The sequence below is a fragment of the Halomonas chromatireducens genome (assembly GCF_001545155.1).
GTDB classification, from domain to species: domain Bacteria; phylum Pseudomonadota; class Gammaproteobacteria; order Pseudomonadales; family Halomonadaceae; genus Halomonas; species Halomonas chromatireducens.
The window spans coordinates 3,166,584-3,180,962 of the sequence record NZ_CP014226.1 but is presented as its reverse complement, the minus strand read 5'-3'; the positions used below and the strand labels follow the sequence as shown (position 1 = coordinate 3,180,962).

The 14,379-nt window shown below is 63.4% G+C and carries 12 protein-coding genes; 10 read left to right on the top strand and 2 right to left on the bottom strand.

Translation table 11 applies throughout. The annotated features are described in order from the left end of the window. Positions 1 to 90 precede the first annotated feature (90 nt). Positions 91 to 2,772, bottom strand: a complete 2,682-nt coding sequence (locus tag LOKO_RS14670; RefSeq protein WP_066450991.1) for a [protein-PII] uridylyltransferase — start codon at positions 2,770 to 2,772, stop codon at positions 91 to 93. Positions 2,773 to 2,783: 11 nt separating this feature from the next. After that, positions 2,784 to 3,575, bottom strand: a complete 792-nt coding sequence (gene map, locus LOKO_RS14665) for a type I methionyl aminopeptidase (protein WP_066450989.1) — start codon at positions 3,573 to 3,575, stop codon at positions 2,784 to 2,786. Positions 3,576 to 3,888: 313 nt separating this feature from the next. Here map and rpsB point away from each other — a divergent pair, with 313 nt between their 5' ends. The 10 genes from rpsB (at position 3,889) to LOKO_RS14615 (ending at position 14,354) form a co-directional block, all read left to right on the top strand. Beyond that, positions 3,889 to 4,635 carry a 30S ribosomal protein S2 gene (gene rpsB / locus LOKO_RS14660; protein ID WP_066450987.1) on the top strand — a complete coding sequence of 249 codons (747 nt, stop codon included), beginning with the start codon at positions 3,889 to 3,891 and terminating at the stop codon, positions 4,633 to 4,635. 174 nt (positions 4,636 to 4,809) lie between these two features. Then, the gene (tsf, locus tag LOKO_RS14655) at positions 4,810 to 5,679 is read left to right on the top strand and encodes a translation elongation factor Ts (RefSeq protein ID WP_066450986.1); all 870 of its coding nucleotides are present in this window, start codon (positions 4,810 to 4,812) and stop codon (positions 5,677 to 5,679) included. Positions 5,680 to 5,795: 116 nt separating this feature from the next. Next, positions 5,796 to 6,572 (top strand): UMP kinase, encoded by a 777-nt coding sequence (pyrH, locus tag LOKO_RS14650; RefSeq protein ID WP_235588878.1) that lies wholly within the window; start codon positions 5,796 to 5,798, stop codon positions 6,570 to 6,572. 4 nt (positions 6,573 to 6,576) lie between these two features. After that, positions 6,577 to 7,134 (top strand): ribosome recycling factor, encoded by a 558-nt coding sequence (gene frr / locus LOKO_RS14645; RefSeq protein WP_066450984.1) that lies wholly within the window; start codon positions 6,577 to 6,579, stop codon positions 7,132 to 7,134. 66 nt (positions 7,135 to 7,200) lie between these two features. After that, complete coding sequence (gene uppS, locus LOKO_RS14640; protein WP_066450982.1) at positions 7,201 to 7,977, top strand: polyprenyl diphosphate synthase; 777 nt, start codon at positions 7,201 to 7,203, stop codon at positions 7,975 to 7,977. Further along, positions 7,970 to 8,770: a phosphatidate cytidylyltransferase gene (locus LOKO_RS14635; RefSeq protein ID WP_066450979.1), complete on the top strand. Its 801-nt coding sequence runs from the start codon at positions 7,970 to 7,972 to the stop codon at positions 8,768 to 8,770. The genes uppS and LOKO_RS14635 overlap by 8 nt, the downstream gene beginning before the upstream one ends. Continuing rightward, entirely contained in the window at positions 8,771 to 9,946 is a 1,176-nt protein-coding gene (gene ispC / locus LOKO_RS14630) for a 1-deoxy-D-xylulose-5-phosphate reductoisomerase (RefSeq protein ID WP_066450974.1), read from the top strand. It begins immediately after the preceding gene. 49 nt (positions 9,947 to 9,995) lie between these two features. After that, complete coding sequence (rseP, locus tag LOKO_RS14625; RefSeq protein WP_066450971.1) at positions 9,996 to 11,354, top strand: sigma E protease regulator RseP; 1,359 nt, start codon at positions 9,996 to 9,998, stop codon at positions 11,352 to 11,354. 131 nt (positions 11,355 to 11,485) lie between these two features. Continuing rightward, positions 11,486 to 13,828, top strand: a complete 2,343-nt coding sequence (gene bamA, locus LOKO_RS14620; RefSeq protein ID WP_235588877.1) for an outer membrane protein assembly factor BamA — start codon at positions 11,486 to 11,488, stop codon at positions 13,826 to 13,828. 25 nt (positions 13,829 to 13,853) lie between these two features. Further along, positions 13,854 to 14,354, top strand: coding sequence for an OmpH/Skp family outer membrane protein (locus LOKO_RS14615; protein WP_066450968.1), 501 nt, complete (start codon positions 13,854 to 13,856; stop codon positions 14,352 to 14,354). Positions 14,355 to 14,379 lie beyond the last annotated feature (25 nt).

Sequence of the window (14,379 nt, the reverse complement as noted above, 5' to 3'; positions counted from 1 at the left end):
GCGTGCGGGCAGAACGCCGATTATAGGGAAGGCCCCGGCTTGCCTCAAACCCGCGAGCCGCAGCAGATCCGTGTTAAGTCCGCCAGGCTGCTAGCCGGAAACGTCCAGCACCTCAATCAGGCGCTCACGCAGGCGCTGCTGACGCTCGGGGTCGGTCAGTGGCATCCCACCCTTGTCGGTGATGAAGAAAACATCTTCAACCCGCTCCCCCAGGGTGGCGATCTTGGCCGCCGAAAGGGCGATGTCCTGCTCCATGAAGATACGCCCCACCCGGGCCAGCAGGCCTGGGCGGTCCGGAGCGGTGAGCTCCAGCAGCGTGCGGTCATTGGCTGGGTCCTGTTCGATCCGCACTTTTGTGGCGACATGAAAGTGACGCAGCTGGCGCGGCGTGTGGCGGGTAACGATCTGGGGATAGTCTTCCGGATCGTCCAGCTCCTCCACCAGGTGGCGGCGGATTGCCTCGATGCGCTCGGCATCACGTATCGACTCGCCTCGGCTGTCGAGAACGATGAAGGTGTTGAGCGTCCAGTCATTGCTCGAAGTGGCGATGCGGGCGTCGTGGATGGAGAGCCCCAGCTGTTCCATGGCGGCGGCGGTGGCGGCGAACAGGTCGTCCACCGATCGGGTGTGAATGAACACCTTGGTCCCGCCGTCGGACATGTCATCGGTAGGGGCGCTGATCAGGATCAGCGGCAGCTGTGAGTCGCCGTGGGCAAGAATGCCCATGGTCTGCCAGGCGATCTCGCTGGGCGCGTACTGGAGGAAATAGTCCTCGCCGAGGGACTCCCAGAGGCGGTCTACCCGCGGCAGCTCTGCCCCCACCGTGGCCAGCAGTGAGCGTGCCTCGCCCCGGGTCTCGCTTACCCAGTCCTCGCGATCCAGGGGATTGTCCAGGCCGCGGCGCAGGGCACGCTTGGTCTCGGCGTGGAGCTGGCGCAGCAGCGAGGCGCGCCAGCCATTCCATAGCGTCGGATTGGTGGCGTTGATATCGGCTACCGTCAGCACGTAGAGGTAGTCCAGGCGGATTTCGTCGCCGACGCGGGAGGCGAACTCGCGGATCACGTCGGGGTCGGTGATGTCGCGTTTCTGGGCCACCATCGACATTACCAGGTGATTTTCCACCAGCCAGCTGACCAGCCGTGTGTCGCGGCTGCTCAGGCCATGGCGCTCGGCGAAGCGCTCCACGTCGCGGGCGCCGAGAATGGAGTGGTCGCCGCCGCGGCCCTTGCCGATGTCATGATATAACCCGGCGATCCACAGCAGTTCGAGCTTTGGCAGTTGATGGACCAGGGCGGCCGCCACGGGGAATTCGTCGTGGGCATCGGGTTCGCGAAAGCGCTGAATGAACTTCAGCAGGCGCAGGGTATGCGCATCGACGGTATAGATGTGAAACAGGTCGTGCTGCATCAGCCCCACGGCCTGGCCGAACTCCGGCAGGTACTTGCCCAGGACGCCGTAGCGATTCATGCGCCTCAGCTGCCGCGCCACGTTGCCGCCGGAGCCGAGCAGCGACATGAACAGATGTTGGTGGTGGGGGTCGTCGCGGTAGAGGTCGTCGATCTGATGACGGTGGTCGCGGATCAAGCGAATGGTGTCGGCGCGTACCCCCTCGATCTCGGGGTGTTCCGCCATCAGCAGGAAGAGCTCGAGAAGTGCCGAGGGGTGTTCACGGAAGACCGCCCGGCTGCGGGCCTGAATATACCCGCCTGCTATCTCGAAACGCTCGTTGAGGGGTACCGGTTCCAGGCGCTCGCCGCTGCGCAGGATCGCCTCGTCGAAATGCTGCAGCAGCATGTCGTTAAGGCCCGCCAGCGCTGTGACGTGGCGGTAATAGCGTTTCATGAACTGCTCGACGGCCAGCCGCTCGGGGGTATCGCGGAAGCCGAACAGCTCGGCGATGGTGCGCTGATGATCGAACTGCAGACGGTCCTCGGCGCGATCGGTCAGCATGTGCAGCGCGTATCGCACCTGCCACAGGAAGGCCTGGCCCTGGCTCAGAATGCGCAGCTCTGCGTCATTCATGAAGCCGTTGGCCACCAGATCCTCGTAGCGCTGGCTGCCGAAGTGGCGCTTGGCCACCCAGCCAATCATCTGAATGTCCCGCAGCCCGCCCGGCGAACTCTTGATGTTGGGCTCCAGGTGATATTCAGAGTTGTTGAATCGGTGGTGGCGGGTAATCTGCTCCTGCCACTTGGCCTCGAAGAACTGGTCGGCGGGCCACATGCGGTCGGCGGAGATGCGGGCTTTCATCGCGTCGCGAAGCCGCTCCGGGCCGGCCAGGGTGCGTGACTCCAACAGGTTGGTGATCACCGTGATATCGCCGGCAGCCTCGCGCTCACAGTCGGAGAGCGAGCGCACGCTGTGGCCGATCTCCAGGCCGATGTCCCACAGGAAGGTGATGAAGGCGGTCAGCGGCTCCCGATAGGGCAGGTCGTCATCGTGCTCGAGCAGTAGCATCAGGTCGACATCGGAGTGCGGGTGCAGCTCGCCTCGGCCGTAGCCGCCCACGGCGAGCAGCGCCACGCCATCATCCAGCCATGGCTGCAGGGACCAGGCGATGGCGAGAAGGCGGTCGAGACACCAGGCACGGCCATGCACCAGGTCGCGGATGTCGGCGCCGGCGTGGAAGCGCTTGTCCAGCCGAGCCTGGATGTCGCCGAGGGCCGCTTTGAAAGGGGCGATGGGCGACCGGTTGCCGGTCAGTTCACTGCGAAATGCCTCGGCGTCGAATAGCGACTCATCCGGCGCATAACGATAGTGGTGCAGGAGCATGGGCGAGCGACTCAGTGGTCGAGGAAGGCGAGATCTTCTTCGCCGCGGGCAGTGAGTACCTCGACGCCGGTTTCGGTGACCAGCAGCGTGTGCTCCCACTGGGCGGACAGGCTCTTGTCCCGGGTCACGGCGGTCCAGCCATCGCGCAGCACCTTGGTCTGGTGCCCGCCGACATTGATCATCGGTTCGATGGTGAAGCACATGCCGGCTTCCAGCACGGCGTCGGCCTCGGGCGCATAGCCGTCATAATGCAGCACCTGGGGGTCTTCATGGAAGGTGGCGCCGATGCCATGGCCGCAGAAGTCGCGTACCACCGAGTAGCCGTTGGCCTCGGCGTGCTGCTGAATGGCGCGGGCCAGCGCGGAGAGGCGTACGCCGGGGCGGACCAGGGCGATGCTGTGGTAGAGGCACTCCTGGGTGACGCGGCACAGGCGCTCGCCCTGGATGCTCTCGCCGATGATGAACATCACGCTGGAGTCGCCGTGGTAGCCGTCGGCGGTCTTCACGGTGACATCGATGTTCATGATGTCGCCCTTCTTCAGCTTCTTGTCGCCATCCGGGATGCCATGGCAAACCACATGATTGATCGAGGTGCAGATCGACTTGGGAAAACCGTGGTAGTTGAGCGGTGCCGGGGTGGAACCCAGCTCGTTGACGATGTAATCGTGGCACAGGCGGTCCAGCTCGCCGGTGGTGACTCCGGCCTTCACATGCGGTGCGATCATCTCCAGCACGCTGGCGGCCTGACGGCCGGCCTCGCGCATCATCTCGATCTCGTCGGGCGTCTTGATGGGAATGTTCATGGGGTCTCGGTTCTGAGGGGTTGTCGCGCCCGGCAAATAGCGGGTGTACGCGGCGGGCGACTTCATCTCGTCGGCGAACTATGGTATAAAGCCGCGCGCTATCCTGCAATCGTCGACCCTCGCTCAAGGCCGTGGCTCGGCTGAGCGTCGACAGCAGTGAGAGCGTGACAACGAGGCGCATACCGCGTTTCGACAATATAGCCTTGAAAAACACACACGCACCGGCACATGGTCCCGGGTGCTGCCGCGGCGCCGCCTCGGTAGTCGGATCCATGGGGTGCGTGGAGGCCTAACCCGATTTTCAGGAGTCATCATGGCACACGTCAATATGCGCGATCTGCTGAAGGCAGGCGCTCACTTCGGTCACCAGACCCGTTACTGGAACCCGAAGATGAGCAAGTTCATCTTCGGCGCCCGTAACAAGATCCACATCATCAACCTCGAGCACACTCTGCCGGCCCTCAATGAGGTGATCGACGTGGTCGAGAAGATGGCAGCGTCCAACAACAAGATCCTGTTCGTTGGAACCAAGCGCAGCGCCAGCAAGATCATCAAGGAAGAGGCCAACCGCGTCGGCCATCCGTTCGTCAACCACCGCTGGCTCGGCGGCATGCTGACGAACTACAAGACCATTCGTCAGTCGATCAAGCGCCTGCGCGACCTCGAGACCATGCGCGAGGATGGCACCTTCGAGAAGCTGACCAAGAAAGAGGTCCTGATGGCGACCCGCGAGCAGGACAAGCTCGAGCGCTCCATCGGCGGTATCAAGGAAATGGGCGGCCTGCCCGATGCCCTGTTCGTCATCGATGTCGATCACGAGCGCATCGCCATCAACGAAGCGAACAAGCTGGGAATCCCGGTCATCGGTGTGGTAGACACCAACTCCGATCCGGACGGCGTCGACTATGTGATCCCGGGCAACGATGACTCCATCCGCGCCATCCAGATCTACGTCAAGGCGATCGCTGACGCTTGCGCACGTGCGAAGGAAGGCCGTCCCGACGAGTTCGTCGAGGTCACCGAGAGTGAAGGCGGCGACGCGACTGCCGCTGCCGAGTAACGGCGAGCCAGCCGGGCAGCGTGCCTGTCCGGTCGCGTCGGGTCTGTTTCAACTCCGGCCCGCTCTTCCGCCCCGGCATCGCCGGGGCGGGAATCCACCGGGCTCCGCAAGGGTCCGGCGCACTTATTTCCAGGTCGAACCGATCCAGGGTTCAACTATCAAGAGGTGAATACCATGGCAGCGATCAGCGCCTCCCAGGTCAAGGAACTGCGCGAGCGTACCGGGCTCGGCATGATGGAGTGCAAGAAGGCTCTCACCGAGGCCGATGGTGACATCGAGGTCGCCATCGAGAACCTCCGCAAGAGTTCCGGTCTCAAGGCCGCCAAAAAGGCTGGCCGCACCGCCGCCGAAGGCGCCGTGGTGACCCGTGTCGCCGAAGACGGAAGCTACGGCGTGGTGGTGGAGATCAACTCCGAGACCGACTTCGTCGCTCGTGACGACAACTTCAAAGCCTTTGCCGACAAGATCGCCGGCGCCTTCTTCTCCGCCAAGAGCGAAGACGTGGCAGCGGTGATGAGCGGCGAGCTCGAGACCGTTCGCGAGCAGCTGGTGCAGAAGATCGGCGAGAACATCAGCGTTCGTCGCTGCGCCGTCGTCGAGGCTGCCGAAGGCGGGCTGGTTGGCGAATACGTCCACGGTGGCCGCATCGGCGTGCTGACCGAGCTCAAGGGTGGCAACAGCGAGGTGGCCAAGGACGTCGCCATGCACGTGGCGGCGATCAATCCGTCCGTGGCACGCCCCGAGGACATGCCCCAGGAAGAGCTCGACAAGGAAAAGGCGATCATCCTGGCCCAGCCCGACATGGCCGGCAAGCCTGAGCAGATCGCCGAGAAGATGGTCGAAGGCCGCCTGAAGAAGTACCTGGCCGAGAACAGCCTGACAGAGCAGCCCTTCGTCACGGATCCGAACCAGTCCGTTGCCGAGTTCGTCAAGGCTGCGGGTGGAGAGGTTCTCGGTTTCATCCGCTTCGAGGTGGGTGAGGGCATCGAGAAGGAAGAGGTCGATTTTGCCAAGGAAGTCATGGAACAGGCTGGCCGCAGCTAAGGTCAGAGGTTCCAGTTCGAAGAACGGCGTGCGCGGAAGCGCACGCCTTCTCGTATCCGGCCGGCGCGTCGGCCGTAGTAGAAACGCTTCATCCCCTTGCGCCCAGGAGAGTTGCCATGCCTACAACCGAACAGGTCGATAGTTCCGCCCTGCCCCGCTCCGAAAAATCCCGCAGTGAAAAATCCAAGTACAAGCGCATCCTGCTCAAGCTCTCCGGTGAAGCCCTGATGGGCGAGCACGAATTCGGGATCGACCCCAAAGTGCTCGATCGCATGGCACTGGAGATCGGACAGCTGGTCGGCATCGGCGTACAGGTGGGTATCGTGGTCGGTGGGGGGAATCTGTTCCGCGGTGCCGCACTCAACGAGGCCGGCATGGATCGCGTCACCGGTGACCACATGGGCATGCTGGCCACGGTGATGAACGCCCTTGCCATGCGCGACGCCCTAGAGCGTTCCAATATCCGCTCGCGGGTCATGTCGGCCATTCCCATGAGCGGGGTGGTGGAGCATTACGACCGACGCACCGCCATTCGCTACCTGACGTCCGGAGACGTGGTATTGTTTTCCGCCGGAACCGGCAATCCGTTTTTTACCACTGATTCGGCGGCCTGTTTGCGCGGCATCGAGATCGATGCCGACGTGGTGGTCAAGGCCACCAAGGTGGATGGGGTCTATGACAAGGATCCGGTGAAACACGCCGATGCGATCAAGTACGACATGCTGAGCTATGACGATGCGCTGGACCAGAAGCTCGGCATCATGGATTTGACCGCCATCTGCCTGGTGCGGGACCATGACATGCCGGTTCGCGTATTCAACATGAACAAGCCGGGCGCCCTGCTGAATCTGGTGATGGGCGGCAAGGAAGGCACGCTGATAGACAGAGGTTGACACTGTGATCGATGACATCAAGAAAGATGCTGAAAGCCGAATGAAGAAGAGCCTCGAGGCCCTTCACAGCAACTTCAACAAGATCCGTACCGGGCGTGCTCACTCCAGCATTCTCGACGCGGTGACGGTGGACTACTACGGTAGCCAGGTGCCGCTGAGCCAGGTGGCCTCGGTCAACGTGGAAGACGCCCGCACGCTCAGTATCGTGCCGTGGGAGCAGGGCATGGTGGCCAAGATCGAGAAGGCGATCATGACTTCCGACCTGGGCTTGAACCCGGCGAGCGCCGGCACCGTGATTCGCGTACCCATGCCGATGCTTACCGAGGAGACCCGAAAGGGCTACATTAAACAGGCGCGTGCCGAGGCCGAGCATGCCCGCGTAGCGGTTCGCAATGTCCGTCGCGATGCCAATGGCGACTTCAAGTCCCTACTCAAGGAGAAGGAGATCTCCGAGGACGAGCAGCATCGGGGTGAAGAGGCGATTCAGAAGCTGACCGACAAGTACATTGCCGAGATCGACAAGCTGCTGGAAACAAAGGAACATGACCTGATGCAGGTCTGAGGAGCGTCGGGCGGAAGCCCCTCGAGGGACTTCCGCCTGGCCCCGCCCATTCCATTGCGAGACATCATGACGTCAGCGCAGACCCCAGGATCCCAGGTGCCGCCGAACGCACCGGGTGGAGACGTGCCGCGACATGTGGCGATTATCATGGATGGCAACAATCGCTGGGCGCGAGCAAGGGGGCTCTCCGGCGTGCGAGGCCATCGTGCCGGCGTCGAGGCCGTGCGTGCGGTGATCCGCCGTGCGGCCGAGCGTGGCGTGGAAACGCTGACCCTGTTTGCCTTCTCCAGCGAGAACTGGCGCCGCCCGGAAGCCGAAGTGCGTGCCCTGATGGAGCTGTTCCTGATCGCCCTGAAGCGTGAAGTGAAAAAGCTCCACGCCAACGGTATCCGGCTATCGGTGATCGGCGACCGCTCCGCCTTCTCCTCCTCCATCCAGAAGTACATTGTCAGGGCCGAGGAGATGACTCGGGACAACCGCCGCATGCATCTGGTGGTCGCCGCCAACTACGGCGGACACTGGGACATCACCAGGGCCGCCCGGCGTCTTGCCGAGCGTGCGGCCATGGGTGAGCTTGATCCTGCTGCCATTACCGAGAAGAGCGTTCAGGACGAGCTCTGCCTTGCTCAGGAAGCACCGGTGGATCTCTGTATTCGCACCAGCGGTGAGCAGCGCATCTCCAATTTCCTGCTGTGGCAGATGGCCTATGCCGAACTCTATTTCACGCCACTGCTGTGGCCCGACTTCGATGGCGCGGCACTTGACCTGGCCATCGACGATTTTCGCCGACGGCAGCGCCGTTTCGGCATGACCGACGAGCAGATCGAGGCCCAAGGTGCTTAGACAGCGAATTATCACCGCGGCCTGGCTGGCGCCGCTGATGCTGGCAGGCCTTTTCGGTCTGCAGGGGGGTGCCTTTGCCGCCTTTACTGCCGCCATCGTATTGCTGGCGGCCTGGGAGTGGACCAATCTTGCCGGAGTCGCGGAGCAGAACCAGCGTCTGGCTCTCGTGGCTGGCCTGGCCGTGCTCATGCTGCTGTTCTGGGCGACAGGTGCCATGCTGGCCGTCTGGCCGCTATGGCTGGCGCTGGTCGGGTGGCTGGCGAACCTCTACTGGGTGATTCACTATCCCGCTAAGGGGGAGCAGTGGCAGTCGACGTTGCTGCGGCTGTGCATGGGCGTGTTGGTATTGTTGCCAGCCTGGGTCGGCTTCAATATCTTGCGCGACGCTGGCGCCGTGTGGCTGCTCTTCGTGCTGTTGCTGGTCTGGGGGGCCGACATCGGTGCCTACTTCGCCGGACGCGCCTGGGGCCGGCGCAAGCTGGCCCCCCGGGTCAGCCCCGGCAAGTCCTGGGAGGGGGTGCTCGGTGGGCTTGCCGTCACCTTCCTGCTGGCGCTGATATTCGCTGCCTGGCAGGGCCTGGGTATGGGCGGTGGCGTGGCCCTGGTGCTCGCTACCGCAGTGGTGACCCTGGTTTCGGTGCTGGGTGACCTGGTGGAGAGCATGCTCAAGCGCTACCGGGGCATCAAGGACTCGAGCAACCTCTTGCCCGGTCATGGCGGTGTCCTCGACCGCATCGACAGCCTGACGGCGGCCGTACCGCTGTTTGCGTTGCTCTCTCTCGGGGTTCTGTAGGTGTTGGCTGTCACGGTACTCGGCGCGACCGGTTCGATCGGTACCAGCACGCTGGATGTGGTCGCCCGTCATCCCGAGCGCTATGAGGTTTACGCCCTCACGGCCCATCGCTCCCGCGAAGCCCTGCTGGCACAGTGCCGGCGCCACCGGCCGAGGGTGGCGGTGCTGGACAGGGAGGAGGACGCCGCCTGGTTGCGCCGTGAACTTGCCGAAAGCGGACTGAGTACGGAGGTGCGCAGCGGCGCCGAGGCGCTGGTCGAGGTGGTCGAGGCGGGCGAGGTGGATGTGGTAATGGCCGCCATCGTCGGTGCCGCCGGGCTGCTGCCGACGCTGGCGGCGGTTCGGGCCGCCAAGCGGGTATTGCTGGCCAACAAGGAGGCGCTGGTGATGTCCGGCGCCCTGTTCATGGACGCGGTGGCTCGGCATGGCGCCCTGCTTCTGCCCATCGATTCCGAACATAATGCCATCTACCAGTGTCTACCTCACGAGCATCGTGGTGGTCTGGCGAAGCACGGCGTCACCCAGCTGCTGCTGACCGCTTCCGGCGGGCCCTTCCGGGGGTGGTCGCCGCAGGCGCTGGCGACGGTGACGCCGGAGCAGGCCTGCGCCCATCCCAACTGGTCCATGGGGCGCAAAATTTCCGTTGATAGCGCCACCCTGATGAACAAGGGGCTGGAGCTGATCGAGGCGTGCTGGCTGTTCGACGCGCGCCCGGATCAGGTAAAGGTGGTGGTGCATCCCCAAAGCGTGATCCACTCCATGGCCGCCTACAGCGACGGGTCGGTGCTGGCACAACTGGGTAACCCCGACATGCGCACCCCCATCGCCTACGGACTGGCCTGGCCGGAGCGCATCGATGCCGGGGTCGAGGCCCTCGACCTGTTCCAGGTCGCACGGCTAGACTTCGAGGCGCCTGACGAAGCGGCCTTTCCCTGCCTGCGCCTTGCCCGGGAAGCCATGGTGGCAGGAGGGACGGCGCCTGCGGTACTCAATGCAGCCAACGAGATCGCAGTCGATGCCTTTCTTGCCGGACGGTTAAGTTTTGGCGGCATTGCCGAGGTGGTTGAAAGGACGCTGGAGGCGCTGCCTGTGGCGCCGGCCGCCGACCTGGAGGCCATCCTGGAGGCCAACGCGCGGGCTCGCCACATGGCCAGCGACTGGCTGCAGCGTCGTTGAGCCAATCACCGGTGGCGACTGTCATCATGTTACCTAGAAGGAGGCTGACTTGGGCCTGATCCAGAATGTGCTGGCCGTCATCGTGGTGCTGGGCCTGCTGATTACTTTCCACGAGTACGGGCATTACTGGGTGGCGCGGCGCTGCGGCGTCAAGGTGCTGCGTTTCTCGGTGGGCTTCGGCAAGCCCATCTGGTCCCGGGTCGACCGCAACGGTACCGAGTTTGCCATTGCCGCCATCCCGCTCGGCGGCTATGTCAAGATGCTCGATGAACGCGAGGCGCCGGTGCCCGACGAGCAGTTGCATGAAGCGTTCAACCGCAAGACGGTGTGGCAGCGCATTGCCATCGTGGCGGCCGGTCCGCTGGCCAACTTTCTGCTCGCCATCGTTGCCTACTGGGCCCTTTTCGTCGCCGGTACCACCACGGTGGCACCGGTGGTCGGCGATGTGACCGTCGACTCACCGGCCGAACGTAGCGGTCTGCGCAGCGGTCAGGAGATCGTCGCGGTGGAGGGCGATGCGGTACGCTCCTGGGACGACATCAATCTCCGTCTGATCGCCCGTATCGGCGCCAGCGGCGAACTGTCGTTCCAGGCGCGTGGCGATACCCGCGAAGAAGCCCGCGAGTTTCGTCTGCCGGTGGAAAACTATCTGGTTCGCCAGGATCCTCCCCAGCCCCTTGCCACCCTGGGTATTACCCCCTGGCAACCGCCATTTCCGGCCAGGCTGGGCCAGGTCATCGACGGTGAGGCTGCCTCCCAGGCCGGGCTTCAGGCCGGCGATGAAGTCCTGGCGGTGAACGGCACGCCGGTCGATGACTGGATGGATTTCGTCAATATCGTGCGCACGAGCCCTGGCGAGAGCCTGGCCCTTGATGTGGCACGCAATGGCGAGCAGCTGAGCCTGACAATGGTGCCCGGCGAACGAGAGCTGGAAACCGGCGTGTCCATCGGCTACGTTGGCGCCGGCGTCGAGAGCGTGGAGTGGCCGGAAGAGTATCGGCGGGAGATCCGCTATGGTCCTGTGGAGGCCCTGGGTCAGGCGGTGGGGCGTACCAGTGACATGACGCTCTTGACCCTGGGCGCTATCCGCAAGATGCTGGTGGGGCTGATCTCACCTTCGAACCTGTCCGGCCCCATTACCATCGCTCAGGTGGCAGGTGATACGGCTCGCACCGGATTGGAAAGCTTTATCAGCTTCCTGGCTTACCTGTCGATTAGCCTGGCGGTGCTCAATCTGCTGCCAATTCCGGTGCTCGACGGTGGCCACCTGCTTTATTATTTCGTGGAAGCGGTCCGCGGCCGGCCGGTTTCCGAGCGGACCCAGGCGATGGGACTGCGTATTGGTTTGGCGCTGATAGCCACGCTGATGTTGATGGCGCTCTATTTCGATCTGATGCGTCTCTGGTAGCGAGCGACACGACCCCCAGCAGGGGGCACAGGGAGAGGTGGAGCCGGACTCCAACCTTGTCAGTCACCCGCACAAATGTATAAGGTGCCTGTCTGGACAGGCAGGCGGATCAACGCGAGCGAAGCGACTGCATGAATATCAAGACCCTCGGACTGGCGGCTCTGCTGCTGGCCGGTTCCAATACGGTGCTGGCCGAATCTTTTGAAGTGACCGACATTCGCGTGGAAGGGCTGCAGCGGGTTTCCGCCGCTTCCGTCTTCAACGCCTTCCCCGTCAGCGCCCGGGATCGGGTGGATGACCGCGAACTGGCGGAGGCGGCACGCAGCCTGTTCGCTACCGGCCTGTTCGACGATATCCAACTGGCCAGGGACGGTGACGTGCTTGTCATCCAGGTGGTGGAGCGTCCCACCATCTCGCGGCTGAACATCAGCGGTAACCGACAGCTATCCGAGGAGGACCTGCGTCGCGGCCTTCGCGAAGGCGGCCTTGCCGAGGGACAGGTGCTGCAGCTCTCCACCCTGGAGGAGATCCAGCGTGAGCTGGAGGGTGTCTACCAGGCGCAGGGCCGCTACAGTGCGCGCATCGAGACCAGCGTGCGTGAAATCGATGAAGGGCGGGTCCAGGTTGATATCGATATCAACGAAGGTGCCGTGGCCAAGATCCGCCAGATCAACGTTGTCGGCAATCGTGATTTCGACGACAGCGAGCTGCGTGATGTCTTCGAACTCAACGACCGTCCTGGCCGCTTCTTCGGCTGGTTCTCGCGTGACGAATACTCCCGTGAAGCCTTGTCCGGCGACCTGGAGCGGCTGCGCTCCTTCTATCTCGACCGCGGCTATGTGGACTTCGCCATCACCTCGACCCAGGTATCGATCAGCCCGGACAAGTCGCGGATCTTCGTTACCGTCAACATCGACGAGGGGCGACAGTATCGTCTGGGCGACATTCGTTTCGCCGGCGACCTGCAGGTCAGTGAACGTGAGGCGCGGGATCTGCTCCAGGTGGAGAGCGGCCAGATCTTCTCGCGCAGCGACGTGACCGCTTCCACCGAAGCACTGCGTGCTCGCCTGGGTGCCGAGGGTTTCGCCTTCGCCCGGGTCGAAGGCGTGCCGGAGCCCGGTGCCGACGGCTCGACGGTAGACCTCACCATCAGTGTTCAGCCGGGACAGCGGGCCTACGTGCGACGTATCAACTTCATCGGCAACACCAGTACTCAGGATGAGGTGCTGCGTCGCGAGATGATCCAGATGGAGGGCGCGCCCGCCTCCACCGAGTCGATCAGCCAGTCGCGTCGGCGCCTGGAGCGCCTGGGCTTCTTCAGCCAGGTGGAGGTGGATACCCAGCCGGTGGCGGGTGAGTCCGACAAGCTGGATGTTACCTATACCGTCGAGGAGCAGCCCTCCGGTTCGATCTCGGCGAGCGTCGGTTTCTCCCAGAGCGCCGGCATCATCTACGGGGCATCGCTGGCGCAGAACAACTTCCTGGGAACCGGCAACCGGGTCAACGTCGGGGCTCAGCGCAGCGATACCTTCACCAGCGTGAACTTCGGCTATACCGATCCCTACTGGACACTGGACGGCATCTCGCGGGGCTACAATCTGTTCTATCGCGAAACCGACTATGCCGATTCGGATATCTCGACCTTCTCCACCGATGCCTACGGCGCGGGTATCAACTTCGGTTACCCGATCAGTGAACTGTCGCGGCTCAACTTCGGTGCCAGCATCGAGGATCTGACGGTCAAGACATACCGCGACACGCCCTCGGAGATCGTGCGCTACGTCGATGAGCAGGGCGCCGACGCCCAGAGCCTCAAGCTCACCGCCAGTTGGACGCGCAATAACCTTAACCGCGGCATCATGCCAACCTCGGGCAACTACCAGCGTCTGTCGCTGGAGACCGCTGCGCCGGGCAGCGATGCGGAGTATTACAAGCTGCGGGCACGGGCGCAGCAGCTGTTCGCCTTGAATGAAGAGGAGACCTGGGCGCTGAAGTTCGGCTCCACCCTTGGCTATGCCGACAGCATCGGCAGCGACCCCCACCCCTTCTACGAGAACTTCTTCGCCGGCGGCCTCGGCTCGGTTCGCGGTTTTACTGCCAACACCCTGGGGCAGCGCACCACGCCCCGAGAGGCGGGGCGAGACCGTACCCTGGGCGGCAACGTCCTGGTCGAGGGTAGTGCGGAACTACTCTTCCCGATGCCCTTCCTCGAGGATCAGAGGTCGCTGCAGACCGGCTTCTTCATCGATGCCGGCAATACCTTCCTGACCAGCTGTTACCCGGTGGTCGATGGCGATGGCCCTTCGAACTGCTCCTCCGGCGTTGACTTGGGCGAGCTGCGTTACAGTGCCGGTATCGGCCTTTCCTGGCTGACCCCGGTGGGCCCGCTGACTTTCAGTATCGCCGAACCACTCAACGACAAGAGCGGCGACGATACCCAGTTCTTCCAGTTCTCACTGGGTCAGACCTTCTGACCCGGCATTGATCAAGGAGCCGCTCATGCGCAAGTTGTCCGCCATTCTCTGTATTGGCCTGTTCAGTGCCTTGGCATTGCCGACCCACGCCGCCGAGGTTGCCGTGCTGGACTGGCGGCAGGCGCTGCTCTCGTCCGATGCGGCGCAGCGCTCCATGGAGCAGCTTGAGAGCCGCCTGCGCGGCCAGCAGCAGGAAGCCCAGGCATTGGGTGAGGAACTACAGGGCTTGCAGCAGCGCCTGCAGGGAGGCAGTTTCTCCGATGCTGAGCGCCAGACGATGATGCAGGAGTTCCAGCAGAAGGGTGGTCGCTTCGAGCAACTGCGCCAGCAGATCATCGAGGAGCAGATGCGCTCGGAGCAGGAATTTCTGCAGCAGTCCGAACCGAAGCTTGAGCAGGCGGTTGAGCAGGTCATCTCCCGGCACGGCATCCAGGTGCTGGTAGACCCCCAGGGTGTGGTTCACTCAGAAGTCGATCTGCCGAACCTGACCAGGGAAGTGACCGATATCCTCAACTCGCTCAACTGAATCGTCACGGCGGCTTGCCGCCGTG